The sequence below is a fragment of the Tessaracoccus pujii genome (assembly GCF_054483895.1).
The window spans coordinates 2,787,015-2,810,268 of sequence record NZ_CM137012.1; the positions used below are offsets into that span (position 1 = coordinate 2,787,015).

Annotated in this window: 20 protein-coding genes; 5 read left to right on the forward strand and 15 right to left on the reverse strand. The window is 71.0% G+C overall.

Annotation, left to right across the window (positions count from 1 at the left end; translation table 11 throughout):
* Positions 1-9: 9 nt before the first annotated feature.
* The 4 genes from ACX1D0_RS13250 to ACX1D0_RS13265 all read right to left on the reverse strand — a co-directional run bounded on the left by ACX1D0_RS13250 (position 10) and on the right by ACX1D0_RS13265 (position 3,362).
* The gene (locus ACX1D0_RS13250) at positions 10-897 is read right to left on the reverse strand and encodes an ABC transporter permease (RefSeq protein ID WP_459018467.1); all 888 of its coding nucleotides are present in this window, start codon (positions 895-897) and stop codon (positions 10-12) included.
* Positions 869-1,648 (reverse strand): ABC transporter ATP-binding protein, encoded by a 780-nt coding sequence (locus ACX1D0_RS13255; RefSeq protein ID WP_459018468.1) that lies wholly within the window; start codon positions 1,646-1,648, stop codon positions 869-871. Before ACX1D0_RS13255 ends, ACX1D0_RS13250 begins: the two co-directional genes overlap by 29 nt.
* Positions 1,645-2,697: an ABC transporter substrate-binding protein gene (locus ACX1D0_RS13260; protein ID WP_459018469.1), complete on the reverse strand. Its 1,053-nt coding sequence runs from the start codon at positions 2,695-2,697 to the stop codon at positions 1,645-1,647. Before ACX1D0_RS13260 ends, ACX1D0_RS13255 begins: the two co-directional genes overlap by 4 nt.
* Positions 2,698-3,143: 446 nt before the next feature.
* Entirely contained in the window at positions 3,144-3,362 is a 219-nt protein-coding gene (locus ACX1D0_RS13265) for a YgaP-like transmembrane domain (protein WP_459018470.1), read from the reverse strand.
* A gap of 307 nt (positions 3,363-3,669) precedes the next feature.
* Between ACX1D0_RS13265 and ACX1D0_RS13270 the strand changes: the two genes are divergently transcribed.
* Positions 3,670-4,677 (forward strand): DUF4349 domain-containing protein, encoded by a 1,008-nt coding sequence (locus ACX1D0_RS13270; RefSeq protein WP_459018471.1) that lies wholly within the window; start codon positions 3,670-3,672, stop codon positions 4,675-4,677.
* Here the strand turns inward: ACX1D0_RS13270 and ACX1D0_RS13275 are convergent.
* Entirely contained in the window at positions 4,646-5,302 is a 657-nt protein-coding gene (locus tag ACX1D0_RS13275; protein WP_459018472.1) for a response regulator, read from the reverse strand. The two genes, ACX1D0_RS13270 and ACX1D0_RS13275, sit on opposite strands and share 32 nt — an antisense overlap.
* Positions 5,290-6,981 (reverse strand): sensor histidine kinase, encoded by a 1,692-nt coding sequence (locus ACX1D0_RS13280; RefSeq protein WP_459018473.1) that lies wholly within the window; start codon positions 6,979-6,981, stop codon positions 5,290-5,292. The genes ACX1D0_RS13275 and ACX1D0_RS13280 overlap by 13 nt, the downstream gene beginning before the upstream one ends.
* Before the next feature lie 220 nt (positions 6,982-7,201).
* Here ACX1D0_RS13280 and ACX1D0_RS13285 point away from each other — a divergent pair, with 220 nt between their 5' ends.
* Positions 7,202-9,772, forward strand: coding sequence for a hypothetical protein (locus tag ACX1D0_RS13285; protein ID WP_459018474.1), 2,571 nt, complete (start codon positions 7,202-7,204; stop codon positions 9,770-9,772).
* Between the two features lie 109 nt (positions 9,773-9,881).
* Here ACX1D0_RS13285 and ACX1D0_RS13290 read toward each other — a convergent pair whose 3' ends face one another.
* Positions 9,882-10,298 (reverse strand): DUF5997 family protein, encoded by a 417-nt coding sequence (locus ACX1D0_RS13290; protein WP_459018475.1) that lies wholly within the window; start codon positions 10,296-10,298, stop codon positions 9,882-9,884.
* 35 nt (positions 10,299-10,333) lie between these two features.
* Between ACX1D0_RS13290 and ACX1D0_RS13295 the strand changes: the two genes are divergently transcribed.
* Positions 10,334-11,005, forward strand: a complete 672-nt coding sequence (locus ACX1D0_RS13295; protein WP_459018476.1) for a LysR substrate-binding domain-containing protein — start codon at positions 10,334-10,336, stop codon at positions 11,003-11,005.
* A 128-nt stretch (positions 11,006-11,133) separates the two neighbouring features.
* On the opposite strand, the gene ACX1D0_RS13300 is transcribed toward ACX1D0_RS13295, so the two are convergent.
* The 8 genes from ACX1D0_RS13300 to ACX1D0_RS13335 form a co-directional block, all read right to left on the reverse strand.
* A complete protein-coding gene (locus ACX1D0_RS13300) occupies positions 11,134-11,373 on the reverse strand; it encodes a hypothetical protein (protein WP_459018477.1) in 240 nt (79 codons plus the stop codon).
* 98 nt (positions 11,374-11,471) lie between these two features.
* A complete protein-coding gene (locus tag ACX1D0_RS13305) occupies positions 11,472-12,632 on the reverse strand; it encodes a lycopene cyclase family protein (protein WP_459018478.1) in 1,161 nt (386 codons plus the stop codon).
* 53 nt (positions 12,633-12,685) lie between these two features.
* Entirely contained in the window at positions 12,686-14,140 is a 1,455-nt protein-coding gene (locus ACX1D0_RS13310) for an A1S_2505 family phage non-structural protein (protein WP_459018479.1), read from the reverse strand.
* Between the two features lie 127 nt (positions 14,141-14,267).
* On the reverse strand, positions 14,268-16,211 hold the full coding sequence (locus tag ACX1D0_RS13315) for a hypothetical protein (RefSeq protein ID WP_459018480.1): 1,944 nt from the start codon (positions 16,209-16,211) through the stop codon (positions 14,268-14,270).
* A gap of 2 nt (positions 16,212-16,213) precedes the next feature.
* Complete coding sequence (locus ACX1D0_RS13320; protein WP_459018481.1) at positions 16,214-17,056, reverse strand: HNH endonuclease family protein; 843 nt, start codon at positions 17,054-17,056, stop codon at positions 16,214-16,216.
* On the reverse strand, positions 17,056-19,074 hold the full coding sequence (locus ACX1D0_RS13325) for an AAA family ATPase (RefSeq protein ID WP_459018482.1): 2,019 nt from the start codon (positions 19,072-19,074) through the stop codon (positions 17,056-17,058). The genes ACX1D0_RS13320 and ACX1D0_RS13325 overlap by 1 nt, the downstream gene beginning before the upstream one ends.
* Before the next feature lie 429 nt (positions 19,075-19,503).
* Positions 19,504-20,118: a hypothetical protein gene (locus ACX1D0_RS13330; protein WP_459018483.1), complete on the reverse strand. Its 615-nt coding sequence runs from the start codon at positions 20,116-20,118 to the stop codon at positions 19,504-19,506.
* Between the two features lie 338 nt (positions 20,119-20,456).
* Positions 20,457-21,593, reverse strand: a complete 1,137-nt coding sequence (locus ACX1D0_RS13335) for an endo-1,4-beta-xylanase (protein ID WP_459018484.1) — start codon at positions 21,591-21,593, stop codon at positions 20,457-20,459.
* A 338-nt stretch (positions 21,594-21,931) separates the two neighbouring features.
* On the opposite strand from ACX1D0_RS13335, the gene ACX1D0_RS13340 reads away from it, so the two are divergent.
* On the forward strand, positions 21,932-22,687 hold the full coding sequence (locus ACX1D0_RS13340) for an MOSC domain-containing protein (protein ID WP_459018485.1): 756 nt from the start codon (positions 21,932-21,934) through the stop codon (positions 22,685-22,687).
* A 110-nt stretch (positions 22,688-22,797) separates the two neighbouring features.
* Positions 22,798-23,250 carry a DUF309 domain-containing protein gene (locus ACX1D0_RS13345; RefSeq protein WP_459018486.1) on the forward strand — a complete coding sequence of 151 codons (453 nt, stop codon included), beginning with the start codon at positions 22,798-22,800 and terminating at the stop codon, positions 23,248-23,250.
* The last annotated feature ends 4 nt before the right edge of the window (positions 23,251-23,254 follow it).

The following is a 23,254-nucleotide window of genomic DNA, read 5'->3' on the forward strand; positions in this document are numbered from 1 at the left end:
CGAGCGGGCTCAGGTGCGCGTCTCGGCCGGGGTGGCCAGCCCGCGGCGTCGGCGGATCCGCCGCGACATCGCGGTGAAAGCCGTGTCCGCCAGCATCCCGACGATCAGGATCACGATCATGTAGGCCATCAGCCCGGCCGCGTCGCCGAACTCCTGGGCGAAGGACAGCCGGTTGCCGAGCGCGATCGCGCCCGGGATGACGACGAGCAGCTCGCCCGCCATGAGCGAGCGCCAGGCGAACGCCCAGCCCTGGCTCAACCCCGCCACATACGACGGCAGGGCCGCCGGGATGATGATGTGCCGGTACAGGGTCCAGCCGTGGGCGCCTAGGACGTCGCCCAGCTTGTGGTAGGCCGGCGGCACCTGGTCCACGCCGGTGAGGACTCCGTTGGCGATGCTGGGCGCGGCGCCGAGCACGACGACGAACATGATGGCCTGCTCGCCGAGCCCCATCAGCAGGATCGCGAGCGGAAACCACACCACCGACGGCATGGTCTGCAGCCCCGTGACCAGCGACCCGATGGCGGAGCGCAGCAGCCGCGACCGCGCAGTCGCCAGGCCGATCGCGGTGCCGATGGCCGCCGCCAACGCGAACCCCACCACAGCGCGGGTGAGGGTGCGGCCGAGCGCCAGCCAGAACGAGGGCTCCGCGGCCAGCCGCCCGAGCTCGCCCAGCACGACGGCCGGGCCGGGGAGCAGGTAGTCGGGCTTCCATCCGGTCCAGACCAGTAGCTGCCAGAGCAGGAGGAAGATCGCGACGGCGAGAAGGATGGGCAGGGCGCGCCGCCAGCGGGGGGCACCCCCGGGGGCCGTCGGGGCCTCGACGGCCGCGTCGTCGACGGCCTCGAGCGGGTCGTCGGCCCGGGAGTCAGATCTCGAAGTAGTCGGCCTCGTCATGGCGGGCCACCTCCTCGCGCAGGCGTTGGGTGAGGTCCGCGGCGAGCGCTACGCACGCTGCCGAGTCCATGGCCCTGGGACGGGGGACCTGGATGCGCTGCTCGTGGATGATCCGCCCCGGCCGCGACCCCATCAGGATGGTCCGATCCGACAGTCGCACCGCCTCCCGCACATTGTGGGTGACGAACACCACGCTGAAGCCGGCGTCGAGCCAGACGTCCTCGATGAGGTCGTGCATCTGGTCGCGCGTCATCGCGTCGAGCGCGCCGAGGGGTTCGTCCATGAGCACGACCGCGGCGTCCTGAGCCAGCACCCGGGCGAGCGCGACCCGCTGCCGCATGCCGCCGCTCATCTCGTGGGGGCGCTTGTCGACGTGCCGTCCGAGGCGGACCTTGGCGAGGAGTTGCCGCGCGAGAGCGCTGCGTTCGCCCTTCTCGATGCCGCGGAGCTGCAGGGCGAGTTCGACGTTGCCGGCTGCGGTGAGCCAGGGCAGGAGCGTGCTCTCCTGGAACATCAACGCCACCTTGCCCCCGGCGTCGATGGTGCCCGACGTGGGGGTCTCCAGCCCGGCGGCGAGCGTGAGCATGGTCGACTTCCCACAGCCGGAGCCGCCCACGACGGCGACGAACTCGCCCGGTTCGACGTCGAGGTCCAGGTTCCCCAGCGCCGTCACCTTCTGGTCCCCCTGGCCGAACGACTTCGAGACCCCGCGCAGTCGCAGGCCGCCCGTCGCGGCAGTGGTCGCGGTCACTGGGCCACCTCGGCCTGGCCACGAGCCACGAGAGCCTCGTTGAGGACCGTGAGATCCCAGAGGCGCGCGAAGCCGTCGTTCGGCTTGTCAGGGAGGAGCCCGACCGCGTCCGCGTGGTCCGCCGAGGCGCGGAGGGTCTCGGCCAGGGGATCGGCGATGAATTCCAGGGTGCGCCAGGCGGACTCGAGTGTCGCGGGATCCATCTGCTGCCCGGTGAGGGCCTGGAGCTGCGCCGCGGCGGCGGCGCGGGCCGCCTCCGGATCCTCGTCGATGAGGCTCAGCGCGTCGAGGTGCGCGTCGACGACCGCCCGCGCCAGGTCGGGCCGCTGCTCGAGGAACTCAGGGCTCGCGACGACGTTGGTGGAGACGAAGCGGGCGTCCGGCCACAGGTCGCGCTCGTCGACCAGCACCACCCCGCCGGCCTCCACGAGGCGCGCGACGAAGGGCTCGGGCACCCAGGCGCCGTCGATCTCGCCGGAAGCGAAGGACTGCACCGCCGCGGAGTTTGGCTGGGGGAGGACGTGCACGTCGCCGCCACCGTCCTCCCCAGCGGTCAAGCCCTGGGTGCCGAGCCAGTACCGCAGCGCGATGTCCTGCGTGTTGCCCAGTTGAGGGCTGGCCAGGTTCGCGCCGCGCAGGTCGTCGACGGAGTCGATGCCCGTCCGGACGACGAGCGCAGCGCCGCCGGAGGTGGAGCCGGCGATGACACGAACGGCCTCGCCGCGCGACTGCAGGTAGGCCGTGACGGTGGGGTTGGGTCCGATGTAGGCCACGTCGACGGAGCCCGCGAGGACGGCCTGGAGAGCCTCGGGTCCAGCGCGGAACGACTGCGTGGTGGCTGTGGCGCCGACCGCTGCCAGCCGAGTGTCGAACAGCCCGGTGCCGTCGGCGATCAGAGCCGGGGCGTGCGTGACGTTGGCGAAGTAGCCGATGACGACGGTGTCCTCGGCGGCGGCCGTGCTGGCGCACCCGCTGAGCATCCCGGTGACGGTCAGCAGGCCGACGGCGGCAGCCGTCCGCCGCGACAGTCGGGTGCTGCGGTGGGCCATGGGGGGTCTCCTGGTGAGCGGGTGATGCTGAAGCTAGGCGCGCCCACCGGCGCAGTCAACGCGCGCGCCCGTGGTGAGATGGCCCCTGAGCGTGCGCGAGGCCAGTCTTTCGCTGACTGCTGAACGAGGGAATAAGTGCCGCACCTCCTGGGGCGGTGGTGGGTTGAGCCGGACACGGCTCTCGCGGGGGTGGGTTGAGCCGGACACGGCTCTCACTTCGGGAGGATGAGCCGGATCCGAGGCTCAACCTCAGAAGCGGCCGGTGGCAACGCTGCCATTCTCACGAGGTCGATCTCAGGCTCAACGCACGTCGTCGGAGGCCGTGTCCGGCTCAACGCGCGCTGTCGGAGGCCGTGTCCGGCTCAACGCGCGCTGTCGGAAGCCGTGTCCGGCTCAACCCCCCAGGAAGGCCGTGTCCGGCTCACACTCCGGCACGAGGTCGGCGGTCAGCGCAGGGAGGCGCGGACGTCCGCCCCTCGGAACGGCTTCCCGAACAGGGGAGCGAGCAGGCACACGTCGAGGGCGCCGACGGCGACGAAGACCACGCCCAAGACCCCCAGGACCCAACCCCACACGCCGCCCACGACGAAGGCGAGGACCAACAGGACAACCCCCACGGCGGCGCGGGTGATGCGGCCGGCGGTGGACGACAAGAATTCGATCATGATGCGCTCCCGGGTAGATACTGCGAGGCCTCCAGACTATACCCCCGGGGGTAGGCGACGGGGGAGCCGCGACACTGGTGGCCCAGTCTGTCGCCACCGTCGCGGCTCGCGCGGAAGCCGCCGTCCCCTGCACGTTGGCCCTCGGGGGTCCCTCCTCGCACCCGAGGGCGCGCGGCGGTGCACGGCACATGTGACGCGAGGACCCCGGGTGTAATCTCGGTGTACCGAGGAGACTCGCCCCGGCGTCGGCACGCAGCCCGCGCGGACCCGTCGGCTCGGCCCGGCTCACGTCCTGCGAGGAGGCACGATGAGGCTCAACACGTGGTTGCGGAGAGCGGTGGCCGTCGTCGTCATGCTGCTCATGACGGTCTGGCTCGCGGCCTGCTCCGGGTCCGGCAGCTCGGAGGAGCAGCCGGGCGTCGAGCCCGCGCCGGCCGTCGAAGCCGACGGGGGCATGCCCGAGAAGGGCGGCGAGGAGGACACCGGCGGCGACGAGGCGGACAGACTCGTGATCCGCTCCAAGGTGCTTCGCCTCGAGGTGGAGAGCACCTCCGACGCGGTGACCGAGATCCGCGACCTCGCCCGCACCCACGACGGCAGCATCACCGACATGCAGGTGGCCACCGACACCGGTGAATGGATCTACCACTACGACAAGAACGGCTCGCTCGTCGGCGACGGCGCCGCGCTCCGCGGGTGGGTCACCGTGCGGGTGCCGTCGGCGTCCTACGAGGAGTTCCTCGACGAGGTGGCCAGGATCGGCACGGTGAAGTACCAGTCCGAGGCGACAACCGACGTGACGCAGGAGCACGTGGACCTGTCCGCCCGCCTGGCGAACATGCGCGCCCAGGAGGTGCGTCTGCGGGAGTTCTTCGACGCCGCCAAGAACGTCACGGAGATGCTCGCCATCGAGACCGAGCTGGGGCGGGTGCGCGGCGAGATCGAATCCCTGGACGCGCAGGTGACGTACCTGGAGCGCCAGGCGGCGATGGCCACGGTGACCATCGAGCTCACCGAGCCCACCGCGGTGGTGCGGCCCACGGGGGAGTCGTGGGGCTTTGTCGAGGCCATCACCGACGGTGTGCGTGGCGCTGCCCAACTGGTCACCGTGACGCTCACGGTGCTCATCGCGTCGGCCCCGTTGTGGTTGGCGGCGCTGATCCTGTTCTTCCCCATCCGTGCCCTGCTCCGACGGCGCCGCGCCGGCGCGGCGGCACCGGCCCCCACCGCGACCCCGGCACCTGCCGGGCCGGAACCCGCGACAGTCGAGGATCCCGACCCGTCTACCCGGCCAGGCCTTCGAGATAGCGAATGACCGCCAGCACGCGGCGGTGGTCGTCGGTGGTGACGGGGATGCCCAGCGCGTCGTAGACGTGCGACGTGTGCTGCACCACGGCCTTCTCCGTGAGGACCAGGCTCGCGGCGATCGCCGTGTTCGAACGGCCCTCGGCCATCAGCGCCAACACCTCGCGCTGGCGTCTGGTCAGGCGCACGACCGCCCCGCCCGTGTGTTCTGCCCGGCTGAGCATCAGGCTGACCACCTCGGGATCCAGCGCCGTGCCGCCCGCCGCGACCCTGGCGAGGTCGCCGAGGAACGTCTCGATGTCGGCGATGCGCTGCTTCAGCAGGTAACCGATGCCCCCGCCGTCGCCGTTCAGCAGCTCGATGGCATAGCGGCGCTGCACGTACTGCGACAACACCACCACCGCGGTGTCCGGCCACTCCCGGCGGATCCGCAGCGCGGCCTGGAGCCCCTCGTCGGTGAATGACGGTGGCATCCGGATGTCGGTGAGCACCAGGTCCGGCCCGTAGTCGACGACAGCGTCCAGCAGGGCGTCGGCGTCACCGACGCGCGCCACGACCTCCCACCCGCCGTCCTCGAGGACCAGCGTGAGCCCCTGCCGCAGCAGGGCCTCATCCTCCGCGATCACGATGCGCATGGCACCACCACCCTCAATCTGGTTCCCATACCTTCGGGACTGATGACGCTCAACCACCCGCCGACCGCGTCGACCCGGTCCCGCAGTCCGCCGATCCCGGACCCTGGACGGAGGGAGGCGCCGCCGGCGCCGTCGTCGGACACCTCAACCACGAGGTTGCGACCCTCCACCTCGAAGCTGACGGCCGCAGACGTGGCCCGGCCGTGTTTCACGGCGTTGCTCAACCCTTCTGCCACCGCGAAGTAGGCGGTCAGGGAGCACGCGGGGGAGATGTGGTCGGGCACTGAGTTCGGGTCGAACGCGGTGGGTATGGGCATCCGGTCGGTGAGGTCCTCGACGGCGAGGGCAAGGCCACGCTCCTCCAGGGCCGAGGGCATGACCTGCCGTGCCAGGCGACGCAGGTCGCCGGCCGCCTCGTCGATCCCCTCCCGCAGGCGGGTCGCCTCCGCGCTGACCCCAGCCGCGACGGGGATCGCGGCGGTGGCCATCGCCAGCCGCTGCGCCTCGACGCCGAGGAGAACGAGCCGCACCTGCAGGCCGTCGTGCAGGTCCCGCGCGATCGCGCCCCGCACGGCGTCGGCCGCCTCCACCAACCGCACCCGCGAGCGCTGCAGCGACGCCTGGCTGGCTCGCAGCGCGGCGGTGAGGCGCTCGCCCTCGATGGCCAGGGCGACGACGCTCGCCGCCTCCTGCGCGGCGCGGCCGGGGGTGGTGTCCGGGTCGAAGACGATAGCGCCCACCAACTCTCCGTTCACGTGGACACGGGCGGCGTCGCTCCCGGGGGATCCAGGGGGCGGCACGTCGACGGGCAGGCCCTCGGAGTCGACGAACTCGGCACGCTCTGGCACCCAGTAGGCCACGCCCACGCTGGGGTCGGCCAACGCCTTGGCCAGAGCTTCGCGCACCGGCGGCCGCCCCGGGCCCGAGCCGAGCCAGGCGGCGATGGCCTCGGCCTCCGCCGTCGGGGCGAAGCTGCCCAGCACGGAGGCGGCGAGGAACGCGAGGGGGACGCCTGCGATGGCCGCCATCTGGATCCCCCACACCTGGGTGGGCGGCATGCCGAGGATCTCCCGGAGGAGAAGCGACGACGTGGGGATCAGCGCCGCAACGGCCATGCCGTAGGCGTACAGCGGAATGAGGGTGCGTCGCTTCTCGGGAGTGGTGCGGCGGAGGCTGAACAGAAGCACGCCGGAGAGCGAGACCATCACGACGGTGCCGAGAGCCGACTGGACCCACCCCCACACCTGGCCCTGCTCAGGGGCAAGCAGCACCTTGGGCACCTGAAGGACCACGGAGTTGACGTACGCGGCGGTGACGATCGCGCGCGGGAACCAGTGGCGGAGCCGACCACTCGGGAACGCCAGCATCAGGTGCACCACGACGGCGAGGATCCAGGTGCCTGCCAGCCCACCGACGAGCGACAGTGCGGGAATCTCGATGCTGGCGAATCCCGCCACGAACAGCGCCAACCCTCCCAGCATGATCAGGGCGCCCAGCAGCGACCCGGGTCGCCGTCGCCATGCGATCGCGCCGGCCACCACGTAGACCACGACGCTCGCGGGGTAGGCGAGCGTGGGCCAGAAGGCGTTCGGGAGCGCCAGCATCAACACACCCTCCAGGAACGCCGCGGAGGCCGCGGCGATCACGGAGGCGAGAAGCGCCGTGCTGAGCGCGTCCACCAGCTGTGGTCTGGGGTCGCGCGGTCGGTGCGGGCTCTGAGTCACGTCGTCTCCCGTTCGTCGCGCTCACAGTAGACCCGAATGTCGCGGCTTCGGTGCCGGTCGCGGTGATAGGCGACCTAGCCCCATGGTCCGGCCCCTACTCCTTCGCCAAGGTGAGAGCAGGCGGCGCGGAATCGGACGTCCGTGCCTGTCCTTGACCATCCTGAGGAGGATCGTGATGCGTGGGTTCCGCTTCGACAGCCATTCGGGACGCGTGACGGGGGGGCGCGGCCGATCGAGGGTCTGGGTGGCGGTGCTCATGGCCGTCGCGCTGGCCGTGCAGGTGTTGGCCCTGCCCGGCCGGGCGGTCGCGGCGGGTGAGCCGGAGGCGTACGTGAATCTGAGCGCCACCGGGACGGGAAGTTGTCCGGCGGTGCTGGAGAGGATCAACTTCTACGACCCGGCGGGGGTGTTCCGCGAGCGGCTCGATGTCACGTTGCCGATGACCATCGTGGTCCAACCGGACACGTACTTCTACTACAGGCCGAAGCAGCCCATCAACTGCCTCGGTGTGGAGTATGAGTCCCTCGTCCTGGGAGGTGGCTTCTACACTCCGGCCGAAGGCGGCAGCAGGGATCTGGTGGTCGGGTACCGGGTGAAGCCGACGATCACCGCGTCGCCTGCCGGCGCGACCTACTCCATCAGCGCCACCAGCGTCGTCGTGAGCCATGCGAACTTCACGCAGACGCCGACGCTGACGACCACCATCCCGGGCGCTGTGGTGTCCCCGTGCTCGGCGTCGTCGTGCTCCTTCTTCATTCCCTTCCTGACCGCGGCGGGCAGCTACTCGATCACCGCCACAGAGCCAGGCGGCAGCTCGCGGACCGTGCCGTTCGTGATCGGCAAGGCCGCGTCGACGGTGACCCTCACGTGCAATGACGCGGTCTACTCGGGCACGGCCAGGACTCCCTGCCGGGCCACCGCCGCAGGGCTGACCGACTGGGTTCTGCCGACGATCACCTACACCGACAACGTCAACGCGGGCACTGCGACGGCGGAGGCCACCTGGGCCGGTGACGCCAACCACACCGGGAGCACGGTCAGGAAGACTTTCACCATCGACAAGGCAACCTCAAGGATCGGGATGAGCTGCTACGGATCGGTGGGGTACACGGGTGACCCCGTGTCAGGCTGCTTCGACGCTTACGCCCTCGGCGTGGGTGGCCTGCGAGAGCCGGTGCAGATCGTCTTCGAGAACAACATCGACGCCGGCATCAACACCGCGAGCGCCACGGCGACGTGGGACGGCGGCCGCAACCACACCGGCAGCACCGGGACGCAGACGTTCAGCATCAACCGCGCGGGGTCCACGGTCACGATCGTGTGCCCGACCTCCGTCGGGTACACGGGCTCGCCGCTGGAACCGTGCAGCGCACAGGCGGAGGGCGTCGGCATGACCGAGGAGCTGACCGTCACCTACACCGGCAACGTCCAGCTCGGCACCGCACGGGCGACGGCCCAGTACGACGGGGACCGTAACCACTACCCCAGCAGCGCGTCGTCGAACTTCACCGTCGTCCCGGGGTCGACCGCCGTCTCGATCCTGTGCCCCACCGTCGATCCCACGTACACGGGATCGCCGATCGAACCCTGCACCGGCACGGTGACCGCGGCGGGGATGGAACCGGCGAATGTCGCGCTGACCTACCGCGACAACGTCGACGCCGGCACCGCCACGGTGTCCGGAAGCTGGCCGGGAGACGCCAACCACACCGCGAGCAGCAGTTCGGTGGAGTTCACCATCGCTCCGGCGCCGGTCACGATGACGGCCGGGAGCTACTCGGGGCAGTTCGACGGCGTGGCGCATGACGTGGGGGACTGCGCCGTGACCGGGGCCTTCACCGGCTCCCTGGCGTGCGTCAACAACCCGGCGACGGTGGGCGTGAGCGCTGGGAATGGTGTCGTGACTCCCCAGATGCGGTACGGCACCGAAGACCCTGCGAACTTCGAGGTGGCAACGGTGCAGGGCCAGTGGACGGTCACCCCGGCCGACCTTGTGGTGTTCGTGGGCGCCGCCCCGGCGATCGCCTGGTCCGGCGACGGCAACTACACCGGGCCCGTCACCATGAAGGTGGGCAGCCGATCACCGTCGGACCTCGCCAACGACGCCGACCTGCGCGTGGAACTCACCGGCCTGGTCACCAGGGCCACGGAGACCTTGGACTGTCAGCGCAGGTCCGACGGCGGCTCGGCCGCGTACGTGTGCTCGAACCCGGACGTCGACCTGCCGCACGACGTGTACTCGGCGGTCGCGACGACCGAGGGCCTTGGCGGAGACTTTGCGGGCGCCGGCTACGCGGGCCTGGCGATCTACGACCCCACGGCCAAGGGCTCCGCGGAGGGTTCCGCAGCGTTCACCTGGGCGGACGGAAGCCCCGGCAACGTCACCTTTGGCGCCAAGCTGAACAAGAAGGGCACCACCGTCCAGGGGGGCCTGATGCTGGTCCGCACATGGGAGGACTCCGCAGGCTCACACACGGCGGTGCTGAAGGGCAACGCGCTGGGCGGGCTCACGTTCTCCACCAGGAGGGTGTCAGGCGAGTCCTGTGCCATGGCCGCCTTCAACGGCAAGTCCAGCTACACCCTCGACGGAGAGACCGTGGGCAACCAGCAGTTCGCGCTGGTCGCCGTCGACTGCGAGGCGGACGCCGACGACCAGGTGATCGTGACGGGGCCCGGTGTCTTCGCCGCCTCCTCGCCGGTCTCCCTCGACCTCGACGCGGGGAGCACCGTCCTGGTGAACCCGTGACGTGACAGCTGGAGTGGCCCGGGTCTTGGGGGGACCGGGCCACTCCAGTGTCGGGGCTCCGCCAGAGCCTCTACCGTGAGCGTGACGGAAGGGTCGACGTTGGGGGAGGTCAGCGCCAGCGCCCTCGCGTCTTCGGGGCAGCCGATCTGGGCTTCGTCTTCGGCTTCGGCTTGGGGGCGGGTGCCTGCTCGCGGGCCTGCTCGTCGAGGACCTTACGGTGGGTCTCCCGCTCACTGATCAACCATTCCGGCGGGTCGGCGAGCAGGGCGCCGATCTCGTCCGAGGTCATCGCGTCGCTCACTCCGGCGCGGGCCAGGCCTGAGCGCGAGATGCCCAGCTTCTGGGCCACGACGTCGCGGGGGAAGGGGCCGTTGCGGCGAAGGTCGACGAGCCAGGCGGGAGGGTCGGCTCGGAGCTCGTCCAGATCGTCGCGGCTGATCGGAGTGTTCTGGAACTCCTCGGGCGCCGCCGGCAGATAGATGCCGAGCTTGGCGGCCGCGGTGGCCGGCTTCATCGTTTGGCTCATGCCCGCAGCCTAGCCCCGTGGGGTAGCCTGCGCGCGTGACCACATCCTCGCGCCCCGACGTCGCCGGCCTGCGCGTGGGATTCGTGCCGGGGGTGACTCTGACCAAGTGGCGGCGCATCTGGGAGGAGCGGTTCCGCCGGGTGCCGCTGGCCGTGCTCGAGATCGAGCAGGCCGACCAGCGCCGAGCGCTCCTCGACGGCGACGTCGACCTGTGCTTCGTCCGCCTCCCGCTCAACCCCGACGGCCTCCACGCCATCCCCCTCTATGAGGAGGTGCCGGTGGTGTGGTTGTCGAAAGAACACGAGCTGACGGTCCTCGACGAGGTGTCCTCGGTCGATCTGGCGGACGTGCGGGTCATTCACGACGCCGCCCCGGACAGCATCGAACTGGCCAGCTTCTCCGCCGCGGTGCTGCGCGTGCCGATGTCGGTGGCCCGCTCTGGGAGCCGCCGCGACATGGTGTACCGCCCGGTCGTCGACGCCCCTCCCACGACGGTGGCCCTCGCCTGGCGGACGGACAACGGCAACGAGTGGATCGACGAGTTCATCGGGATCGTGCGCGGCCGGACCCCCAACAGCTCGAGGACCGCTGCGGAGCGCGGCGACGAGCCGAAGCCTGCGAAGCCGGCGGAGAGGCCACGGAAGGGCGGGGTCCCGGCGAGGGGGTCGCGGCCACCCCAGCGCGGCGGGCGGCCCCGTCGTCGCTGAGTGAGCAACGCGGCTTCGTACCTGCTCACGATGGCGCCGAGCGGAAATTGTTCCTCCAGACAGAGTCTCAGGGCTGAATCGGCGCCGACTTCCTGTCTGGAGGAATGATTACCGCAACTGCGGCCGGGTCACCGTCGCGGGGCAGGCGTCTCCCCGTTGGCGACCTCCTCGATCCAGTCCACCACCTCGTCGGCCAGGTAGAACCCGTCCGCGCCGCTCTCGCCGGCCCGCCAGGCGTCGGAGGTGGCGTCGCCGCCCGCTCGGATGATCTCCTCGACAACGGCCGACGGCACGACGTCGCCGTTGTTCGCGATCAGCCAGTCGCGCGTCTCGGCCCGCAGCCTGGGCCACCACTCTTCGATGTTCATGACCCCAGTGTTGCGCGGACCTGCGAACGGAGGCGAAGAACGCACCCACAGAGCTGGATTCATCAGGAGACCCGGGACGCCCGAGACGCACGAGGACTTCACCGCTCTGACGACGCCGCCGCGCGGCCGCGCGTCGGGCCCAGCGTGGCCGCGACCAGCCGGCCCCTGTCCCTCGGCGACATCCGCACGAACATCCCCCACATTGCGGCCGCCAAGCCCGCCGCCGCCGAGTCGCGCGACATGAACGCCCGCTGCGACGCCGCGGGCAGCCGCCCGAACGCGTCGAACAGTCCCAGCGTCCCCGCGACATCCAGGCGCAGCAATGCCCGCAGACCCATCTCGCGGAACACGTCGGCGGGCCCGGCGGGGTCCGCATCCCTCGGCGCCGCGCCGGCGGCCAGCTCGTCCGCCAGCGTCCCGGCACGGGCCAACGAGTGCGCCACCGAATATCCCGTCACGACGTTTCCCCCGCGACCCGCCGTCCCCACGGCCAGCACCCCCGACGGGACACGGCGACCCCGACCCCGCATCGGGATGCGGACAACCTCCCGCTCCAGCGGATGATCGACGGCGGACTCCGCGACCCCGCGCGCCCGGAGCCGACGCCGCAGGCGGGCCTTGAGTTCGTCGATCGGCAGCCCCGGCGCCGCGGCCAGGCACGTCTCCTCGAGCAGCACCCGCCCTTCGCCGAGCGGGATCGCGTAGAGGAAGGTCGGCGTCCCCGACGGCTCGGCCTCCGCCGACCAGTCGGTGCGCCAGTCCATCAGCAGTGCCGGCGCGCCCTGGAGGGCCGGCACTGCGTCGTCGGCGGACACGACGATGCCGTACGCCGTCTGAGCGGGCGCCGTATCCCCAGGCAGCACGCCGTCGGGACGGGCGCCCCGGGCGTCGACCACCACCCGCGCCTCCGAGCGCAGGGCCGCGACCTGCCCGTCGGTCAGGCGGCCCTGACGGACGGACGCCCCGTCGAGCGGGAGTGATGCCTGGAGGGCCGCGTTGTCGAGGACGAGGTAGTCACGCGGCAAGGGGTAGGCGCCGTGCGCCCGCAGCTCGGGCCCGACCATCCGGGAGCGCACCACGGACTCCGGCAGCGACCCCAGCTCGTCGCCCCAGATCCCGTAGGTCGGGGCCCACTCCGCGCCGGGCCGCGGATCGATGGCGAGGACCCTCATCCCGGTCGCAGCGCACTTCGACGCCAGCGCCCGGCCGGCCGGGCCCAACCCGGCCACGGCCACGTCGTATCGGGTCGGGGCGCTCACGCGCCCATCGTGCCATGCGTGAGCTGAGGGATGGATCGCGACGGGGCCAACTCTCAGCCGCCGTGGCCGGCTGCTGCGACGGCGAGGCGGGTGAGGTCGTCGACGGTGTAGCCGGGCCAGCCGTGCAGCTCCTGCTGCCAGCCGTGCAGCTCCTGCTGCCAGCCGAGCGGCACCGCCGATGCGCCCCACAGCGCTCCGGCGAGAGATCCGGCGATGGCAGCTACGGTGTCGGTGTCCCCGCCGCCGCGGACGGCGCGGTTGAGGGCGTCGGGGAGGTCGGTGGCGCCGGCGACGGCGGAGAGCGCCGCCTGGAATGCGCGTACCACCCATCCGTTGCCTGCCCGGAAGGCGCGTGGGTGCGTCCCGGGTGCGACGGCGTCGTCGATCAGGCCGGCCCAGCGGTCGCGGCGGTCCTCGGGCACCCAGGACAGGCCGGCGCGAACGTCGAGTCCGCCGGTGAGGACGCCGTGCCGGATGGCCAGCGACCACAGGACGACGGCGTCCACGTTGTCGTCCTCCCAGTGCGTCAACTGCGCGACGCGCCCGGCGGCCTCGACCAGGGCGGGCTCGCGTCCCGGCGCCAGGTAACCGAGTGCGACCGGGCCGGTGCGCATGAGCGAGCCGTTGCCGCCGCTGCGGCCGCTCTGTTCGTGGAGAGCCCGGGCGTGCCGGCGCATGTAGTCCTCCGTGATGGGGGATCCGCCGAGAGCCGCGATCCCGGCGAGGGCCGCGCGGGTCTGGGCGCCGACATCGCGCGCGTCCTTCGACCAGTCCCACCACCGCCTGGCTATCCCGGCGAGGGTGGCGGGGTCGCGGAGGGAGTCACCCCGGGCGATGGCCTCGAGGATGGGTACGGCCATCGACGTGTCGTCGGTCCACTCGCCGGGCGCGTGCCCGAAGACGCCGGGGCCGAAGGCCGGCGTGACGTCGTCGTCGAGGCTCGGCCCGAACTCGTAGGCCGACCCCAGCGCGTCCCCGGCAGCCGAGGCGACGACGACGCCCGCCGCCCTGTCGACATGAGGCGTGCCCAACGCCAGGGCCGGTGAGCTGTGTCGTGCCGGGCCGCGCAGCGCCTCAGCGCGCGTCGAAACCCCCGCAACTCGGGCGGGGAGCCGCTCGAGGAACGACGCCGGCAGCGCGACGTTGGCCGGGGCGTCGGCGAACAGCGGCGCCACCTGCGCCGGCGTGTACCCCGCGATGCCGCAGCCGATCTCCGTGACCAGGAACACCCGCTCCGGATGCGCGAGGGCGTACTGAAGGAACCTGGCCACCTCGTCGGCGAGCACGGTGAGCCCGCTCATGGAGTCGACGGCGAAGCTCCGCCCCTGCATCCCGTGCCCCTGACCCCAGACCGCGCCGAACCGGTCCATCGCGAAACGGGCCGCGCCGCCGCCGTGCGCGCCGTTGGAGTTGGACCCGAACACGAACACCTCGTCGGGCGCCAGCGTCGAGATGCGGGCAGAGCTGATCAGTCGCCCTGACGGATCGAGGGAGGTGTTCCGGGTCACGGCGGTCCTTCAGGTGGGTGCTGCACGGGCGTGGAGGTCCATTCTCGCGCGCCCGTGGAGCTCACGCGGGCCGGTGGTGTGGAGGCGGGGGAATGGTTCCAGCACCTCGGCCAGGCGTCGGCGACCCTCAGACGACGGGGGGCGCCGGCCTGTCGACGGTGGCATCGAGACCGGCAGCGGTGCCGTCGTCCGGCACCAGGCGCAGGCGAGGTGCGGGCCTGGGGGCTGCGGGGACCCGCTCGTCGTCGCTCCAGTCCGTGGCGAGGGTCAGCAGTTCGCCGGTGCGCTCGTTGAGGGCCTCCCGCTCGGCCTTGCCGAGCTGGTACGACGGCAGCGGTGCGTCGGCGGCCGGACCGGCGAGGTCCGGGTACGGGGTCCCGCCCGAGGTCAGGTCGCGGTAGCTGCGCTCCCACGCCCCCAGCCATCCCGCCAGCCCCGACGCCGCGGTGCGGAACCGGATCCAGCGGTGGTTGTCCCAGCCGCGCGCGGGCACGACACCCGGTTGATCGCCGGCGAACGCGTCCACGAGCTTCACCGCGCCCCACTTCCCCCGCTCCGCGAGGCCGGTCACCACGTGCTCGGGCATCGACAGGTTCATTCCCCCCTCGGAGTGGTCCTGGTGCACGGTGACGATCCGGTCGCGGTATCCGGGCATCACCATCTGCGCCGCGTCCACCCACTCGCGGGCCGTGTGCACCATGAGCAGCCCGAACGACCCCCATGCGCCGATCCCCGACGTCGGCAGCGGGAACCACGGCCGCTGCAGCCCCCCAGCGTTGCCGGTGGGCAGGTAGCTGTTCTCCGCCTCGTCCTTCGACTTCTCCCGCCCCGCCGGGAACGGCCCGAGGTTGAACGCGAACGTCGGGTGCTTCGGCAGCGGGGAGTCGAAGAAGTGCACCGGCAGGTTGGCGCAGAGGCCGCCGTCGGTGAACCAGAGGGGTGAGAACGTCGGCGAGGGGACGGCCGCCAGAGCCTGCTCGACGGTGCCGCCCGGGTTCGCCTTCCGCCACGCGGTGACGGCGTCGCCCGCCTGCCAGTTCGACGGCTGGCTGAAGTCGATGGACCAGAGCTTCACCGCCGAGATCAGGGCGGGGAAGCTCAGCGACATTCGGGTGGCGACGATCACCGGCAGGTCGTCGGCCGACGGCCAAGGGCGGAGCCTGCCCGCCTGGGCACGCCGGAGTTGGGTGTCGAACCCCGGGTTGGTCGACGGCGGGTGGGTCTCCATCCACGTCACCACGTCCTCGGGGAACAGCCGGCGCATCTCGTCGGGGTCGAAGTAGAACTCCTCGGTGGTCCACGGCATCGCCATCGGCTGGTGGCGGGTGAGGTTCGTGGTCATCATGCGCAGCGTGACCCCGGCGCGACGGAGGTCGCCGAACGTCAACGGCTCCCCGTCCTTGCGGCCCGCCAGCGACTGGATCTTCTCGTACAGCCAGGGCGTGAGCGGCGTCGCGCCCGCCGCGCCGTCGCCCTCCATCCCCGTGCACATGCCGAAGCCGTCCTCCGCGACGCGACCGAACGTCCGCAGCGCGCCGAACAGGGCCCCCGCCGCCACCCCGAGGAGCAGCAACACCAGCCCGCCGACGATGCCCGCGACTGCCGCGACACCGTCGCCCAGCGCGCTCAGCACCACGATCACCAGGCCAAGCAGGGAGCCGACGAGGGCCTCCTTCCAGAAGCTCTTCAGCAGCCCGCCCACCAGTGCGCCGGCCTTCCCCCCTTCGGCCTCCGCCACCGCGAACAGCAGCCGGAACAGCGGGGCGGCGGTCTTCGTCGGCTGGAAGAACGACGCCAGCGTCGACTTCCCGCCGGGCCCGATGGCGGCCAACTCCTGGGGCATCGCGTCAAGCTCCTCGAACCCGCCGGAGTGTCGCCCGAGCTCGGCCGCGGCCGCTGCCGCCGCAGCGATCGCGCCCGCGGACGCCCCGCCGACCTGGCTCAGCCGGTAGGTCTTCGCCAGCTCGGCGACCGCCCGGGGATAGACGACACCACTGGTGATGCCGCCCTTCATGACGATGTCGCAGGTCAGCGACGGGGAGGCGTAGGGGTTGATCGGGGATGTGGGCATGGTCACTCCTGGGGTCCGAAGAGTTTCTCGTGGTAGCTCGCCACCACTTGGCGGCACATGGCGCTGTAGGGGGCGTGGTCGGCGACGAAGCGGCTGACCTCGGCCAGCCGCCGCTCCAGCTGGGCGAGCAGGTCCGCGTCATCCGGGTGGCGCACCGCGTTGTTCTGCGCCTCCACAACGGACTCCAGGTGGGCGATGAGGTCCAGCAGCCGGTCGCGGCGGGCGGCGCGGAGCCCTCGACGCTGGAGCGCGCACACCGCGATGGTCGCGGCCCCTTTGGCGCTGCCCCGCCGGGGCCGGACCCAGCCGTCGTCGATGGTGCCCGTGCCCCAGACGAACTCGAGGTGCTTCTCCGGATGGTCGAGGTAGGGGTGCAGGAGCAACCGTTTCTCGCTCTTCTCCAGCCCGGGCGCCGTGGCGCGGGTGGTCTCCGAGGCGAGCGGGAACGCATTGGCCTTCCCTGCCGTGCGGGACTCGTCGGGCAGGTCCTGTTTACGGGGGCTGTTGCAGTCGGTGCACGACGGCAGCAGGTTGGTCCACTCGCTGGCGAGCCAGTAGTAGCCGGGCGGGACGCGCTTGCCGTCGATGGTCACCTCGCCCTTGGGCCGGTAGTGCTCGATGGCGACGGGCTGGGTCGCGGCGTAGAAGGTCTCGCAGTAGGCGCACTTGCCGCCGAACGCCTGCTCCAGCGCGGCACGGATGTCGGGATTCTTGTAGGCCTTGTAGCCGTCGTACTTGGCCGCGCCGTCCCAGGCGGCGTAGAAGTCGAGGGCGGCCCGGCGTTCTGTCAGCGTCTTCGCCTCGGCCAGGCTGGGCGGCTCCTTGGGCCGCGGCACCCGTCGCATCACGAGCTCCCGGGTAGGTATCTGCCCCATAGCTCGGAGAGCTTTGCGGTCATCTCCTTGCTGCTGGGGGCGACGGTGTCGCCGGTCTCGCGGCGCTGGGCGATGTAGTCCGCCGCAGAGGTGAGCAGCAGCCGCTCGCGCTCGGTGGTGCCGAACTGCTCCAGCTCGTCGAGGCGGGCGCGGACCCGCTCCAGGCGCCCCGTCTGGTCGCCGGTGGGGTGCTTGAGGGCCATCAGGCGGTAGTAGCTCTCCCACAGCTCGGCCACCTCGGGGTCGTCGGTGCTGCCCAGGCCGAAGTGCTCGGAGGTGAGCAGCTGGTCGATCCGCATGCCGGTGACGGGCGGCAGGTCCGACAGCGAGATGACGTCGCCCTCGCTGTTGCGGCGCATCACCACCACCTCGCCGTCGACGATGCCGCGCAGGCAGAGCGGGTCGTGGGTGGTGACGATGAATTGGATGCGTGGCATCAGGTTGCGCATGGCGGTGACGATCCTTAGCCGCCACCGAGGGTGGAGGTGGGCGCCGATCTCGTCGATCAGCACGATCCCCTCGGCCAACGCCGACTGCGTCCAGAGCCGCATGGTGGAGCGAAGGATGTCGCAGGCCATCACCACCATCGACTGGTAGCCGTCGCTCAGAGTGACGATGTCGGAGCGGGTGCGGCCCTGTTTGAGCAGCACCTGGTCGTCATCGCGGAGCAGCTCGGCGTCCTGGTCCAGGGCGAGCATCTCGTGGATGCCGTTGGCCACGTCGTCGAAGGTGTCGTCGTCGAGGGAGAGCAGCCACGAGGTGGGGTCGGTGAGGGGGGCGACGGGGTCGAAGAGGTTGTCGACGCGCACCACCCGGTTGTCGTCGTGCGGCGACGGCGTGCGCGGCAGCAGGCGGGTGGCGCCGTAGCCGAGCATCAGCGCGGCCACCGGTTCGGGGCCGGTGAACTCGTGCTCGCCCTTGGCCCATTCGAGGCGCAGGGGATCCGGCCGCCCGGAGAGGTAGACCTCGACCAGCCCCTTGCGGGCGCCGTCGCGGAGGAACTTCCGGGCGTCGATGCCGAGTGCCCGGCGCTGCTCGCCTCCCATCATGGTGAGTGCGATGGCGTGCAGGACGGAGCTCTTGCCGCAGCCGTTTTCGCCGAGGAGGACCGTCCAGGGCCCGCGCTCGCTGGTGGATCTTGCCAGGTCGATCTCGAGGTCGCGGATGGGGCGGAAGTTGTGGATGACAACGCGCTCGACCCACTGGGTGGCCTGGTAGTAGTTGCCGCGCTGGGCGCCGGCCATGTTGCTGGTGAGGTCGTAGGCGGGCGCGCCCGGCTCGGCGCCGGACATGGGCGGGAGGTCTGGGCCGGAGGGTCGCGGCGGCTGCGGGGGAGCGGGTGGCGCCGACTCGGAAGGCCGCTCTGCTGCAAGCTGTCTTCGCAGCGTGGGGAACGAGGGGTCGTGCGGGGCGCCGGCCAGGGCGGTCAGGCGTGCCTTGATCAGGAAGTCGCGGTTGAGGGCGAGGATGTCGGTGGTGATCCGGCCGCGTTCGGTGAGGGCGGTGATGGTGCCGTCGGGTTGGTAACGGAGGTGCTCGTCGGGGTCGTCGGTGAGGGGGTCGAGGAGAAGGGGCTGCTCTTCGTCGAGGCCGCCTGTCGGAGTGGCGCGCTCGCCTGAGACGGGGAAGCGCGTGCCGCGGGAGCGGACGCAGTCCGCGCAGGCCGGGTAGAGGTTGTCCCACTCGTAGGTGAGCCACCAGTAGGCCTGGAGGTCGACGTCGCCGGCGCTGCCGACCGCGCCCCAGGTGGGGCGGTAGTGGGTGACGACTGCGGCGTCGGGACCGTGAGCCTCGAGGGGGCGCTCGCAGTAGGCGCAGGCGCCGTTCGTCATGCCGAGCAACGAATTCAGGATCTCGGGGTCGTGCAGGACGGGATCGATCTCAGGCCCGCGGGACCGCTTCTCCTGCCAGGAGCGCCGGGTTTCCTCGGTGAGCCGGCCCTTGGCCGCGGCCAGGACCGCCGGCTCGGTGGGTCGTGCAAGCCGCATGGCGTACCCCCTTGTTGCTGCGATTATTGCCGGGTTGGGGCCGCGTGGGAAGAGGTCGAACGGCCACTCCGTGGCCGCCTCCGCCAAGGCCCGATGTAAGTGGGGGATCTTGGATGGTCTTTCATCCAAGATCCCCCACTCACAACGACCCTCAGCGGACGGGGCTTCTTGGAGGCTGCGTCGGCGCCCTGCGACGTAAGGTCAGGCGGCGGTGTTCTTGGCGAGCCTGAGCAGCGTCCCATGAGGGTCGTAGAGGGGTGCCGACTCGCGGCCCGGCGTCTTCGGTCATGTGCGGCTCACGAGACTTAGGCTCCTCCTTCCACGCCGGCCTTGATAGCGTCGTCCCACCCCGGCCGACCGACGGCACGAGTCGCCGACCATCACCCGCAGGTACCCGTCATCGCTGCTGTCACTGCGACGGGCGTGGGGTCACTGGCGGAAGTCGTAAGTGATGTCGATCTCAGGGTCGATGCCAGTGATGATGCCGGAGTAGAACATGATCGCCTGCTCTCGCAGGATCTCCTCGTTGTTGGCGATGTACTCCGCCTGCGTGTCCTCGCTGAGGATGCTGTTGATCATCTCCACCGGGTCGTTCTCCGGCGTGATGAAGCTCAGCGCGCCGTTGTTCTCCGCCACCAGCCGGAAGTCCTCGTTGCTGTGGCCGATGAAAATGTACTCGGGGATGGAGATCCGATACTTCTTCTCCCCGGTGGGGACGATCCGCACGTCGCGCCCATCGATGCCCAGCTTGGCGTTGAAGGAGTACTGCACGAACGACGCCCTGCTGCTCCCCGGCACGTCCACGCCGAGGAAGGTCATCCTCTCGGTCTTCTCGGTGATGCCCTGGATGCCCAGGCTGAGGAGCACCACCTGCTCCTCGCGGGTGATGGACTGGATGACGCGCGTGTCCGTCGATGTGGACCCGCTGCCCAGCGCGAACAGCTTGGGCGTGAGCTGTCCCGCGGCGAAGGCCGCGACGGCCACCGCCACCACGACCACTACCGCCAGCGTCGGAATGACCAGCTTCTTCGCGAACGTTGCCATGGTGTCCCCCGTCTTTGTCTCCGGTGCGCCCGGCGGTCCGGTGCCGGCCAGTCCATGAGCTGATCCGCGACGTCTGCGTCCGGTGAGTCGGCGGGCACCGCCCGGTGACGGGTGCCCTGGCTCTGCTGATCTGGCTGGTCGGAGTCTATCGACAGGGTCTGACGCAGTCCGGCGGGCTCACCGGCTGGCACGAGGAGGGCGGTCCGCCCATGCCATCTGGCTAGCCGCGCCGTCGCTTCCGCGACCCGGCCAGAAGCGCCCGCGGCGATCACCGCGGGCGCTTGAGGGCGTGGGACTACTTCAGTTCGAGCCCGGCCGTTGCCTCGACGAGCTCCTCACTAGCCTCGTTGACCGCAGCCTGGCTCTGCTCGGCCTGGACGACCGCGGTGGCCCGCCCGAGGGCGCCCTTGAGCGCACCGAGGGTCTTGCCCGTGTACACCGTGCCGCGCAGGTCGAGAGCCTCCGCCGCGTCGATGGCCTGTGAAGCCCTCCTTGTGGAAGAGCTCCGCCGCCGCCGGGTCGTCCAGGTCGTAGTAGGTGCCCCGCTCGCCCTGCGGCTCGGCGTTCCACGCCTCCCACACCTGCAGATCCAGCTCGCTCACGCTGGCGGTGAAGCCGGCCTCGGTGATCAGCTGCAGTGAGCGTTCCACAGATGCGTGGTCGGAGCAGGCACCCGGCTGCCATTCCGCGGCATCCGCGTCGACCAGCCCGGGCAGGCGGGTCAGGTCGGCGCAGGCGAAGGCCGGCGTCTGGTTGATGTAGTTGTGCGACTGCAGGCCGATGCCCTTGATCAGCTGACGCGGGTCGTCGGGATACTCGGCGGCGTAGCGCCCGTTGAGCTCCGTCGCCATGGCCAGGATGGCCCTGGCCTTGCCCTCGGACTGGAAGACGTTGAAGTCGTTGTACTCGAGCTTGGCCTCGGGGCCGTACTTGCGGGCGAAGACGAAGGCGTCATAGATGAAGTCGCCGGGGCGCTCGCCCGCCTCCACATCCATGTCGGTGGTGTAGGCGTTGTACCACCCGGAGTAGCTGTAGTCGGTGGGGTTGCCGCGCAGGAAGTCTTCCCAGTTCTGGGTGGCGGGATCGAAGCTGTCGAGGCCGTCGACGAAGGCCTCGTTCACGACGTCCCAGGAGACGATTCGACCCTTGAAATGGGTCAGCACCTCCTTGATGTAACTGCAATCTCGCCACGCGGACCAAGACGCCGCGCCCGGTGAGTTGATCCATCCGGGCCGCGCAATCGGCGTCGGGGTTACCGTCGGGGTGTGACCAGTCCTCGCTGACTGGTCGGACCGCCGCGGCACCGCCCCGCACTGTCCCGTTGAGCAAGGAGCGACCATGCACGTCGTCGATGCCACCACGTTCTGACCTCCGACCAGCGGCAGCGGCGGCGTGGAGCGCGCCCGGATTCGGCACGTGGACCAGTTGGTACGAGGTACCTCAGGGGCGAGGTCCGCGCGGAGACCGGGCGCCATTGCCGGTGTCCCCGCTCAGGGAGATGCGGGGTGACCCCCACTGGCGTCACGGTTCCGCGGAGTTTGCTCCCGCGCCCTCCACACGGCCGGCGTCCCCGTGCCGATCGACGTCACACAGATCCTCATGCAGTTCATGCCAGGCGGCGACGCCGCGGCCCCGCGTCTCCACCACTCGCCGTCGACCGGGGGCGCCCACTTGAAGCGCGGCGACCATCCGAACCCCGTCAGCCTCGGCGCTCGCTCGGGACTCGGCTCAGCGGCTCGGGCGCCACTGCTGGGCGCTGCTTGCTCGCCACCCAACATGTCAGGCGTGACCCGCCTCGTGCGACAGTGGTGGCGTGCACGTCTCACGGATTGGATTCACGTCGCTGAAGGGGGCTCGCCACCTGGGCCGGCCCTATGTCGACCTGGCCCTGGACGGGCCGGTCGGCGACCGGGCGTTCTGTCTGGTCGATCTGGCGCGCGAGCGGGTTCTCCGCACCGTCGAGAACCCGACCCTCATGCAGACCCAGGCCACGTGGGATGCCGGCGTGCTGACCGTGACGCTGCCCGGCGCCACGGTTGAGGGCATCCCGGCACTCTCTGAAGAGACCCGCACGCTGGACTATTGGGGCCGTCGCGTGGAGCTCGGGATCGTCGAGGGGCCCTGGGCGGCGGCGTTGTCCGCGCACCTGGGCTGCGACGTGGTGCTCGCCCGCTCAACCAGGGGCGAGGTCGTCTATGGCGCCAGTGTCAGCCTGGTCACCACCGGCTCGCTCGACGAGCTCTCCCGCCGGCTCGGTATCCGCGTGCTCGACGCGCAACTGCGCGCGACGTTCACCGTCGACACCGATGCACCGCATCTCGAGGACGCCTGGATCGGTCGACGACTGGGCCTCGGCGAGGCCGCGATCGAGGTGCGCGGCGCCGTCGCGCGCTGTCCTGTGATCGACCTGGACCCCGACACCGGGCTGCGGCGCACCGACGCGCTGCGGGCGCTGGCGGCCTATCGTCGCGAACGAAACGGGGTGATGTTCGGGGTGGACGCCGTGGTGACCAAGGCGGGTCGCGTCCACGTCGGTGATGCCGTCGAGCTGGACGGCGCGGGTCAGTGACCCAGCTCCCTCGGCGGAGCCCTCTCCTCGGACGCGAGGCACGACAAGTGCCCAGCCTCGCTGTGACGTCCTCGTAGCATGGGCAGCATGAGAGTCGGGCTTGGAGTGGGATGTTCCGGAAGGATCCTGAGATGATCCGCGACCGGGACGCCGCGGGTCGCCCCCGCCAGGCGCGCCCGCGCGACGCGCTCGGCCGGCCCCTGCCTTATGGGGCCACGGGCGTTGAGCCGGTGTCGGAGGAGCCCTTGCCTCCGGTGGAGTCGGTGGAGCTGGCCAGGAGCCTGGTTGCGGAGGGTCGGCCATTCGCCGCGCATGAGGTCCTCGAGGCCCGCTGGAAGGCCGGCCCTGACGAAGAGCGCGATCTGTGGCAGGGACTCGCCCAGATCTGTGTCGGCCTGACCCACGTCGCCCGCGGCAACAACGCCGGCGGCGCCCGGCTCCTTGAGCGCGGTTCTGCCCGAGTGGCCGCCTACCGCGCACACGGTGGGCCTTCCTACGGCTTGGACCTCGCGGAGGTGGTGGCCTGCGCCTTGCAGCAGGCAAGCCAAGGCACTGAAGCGTGAGCCC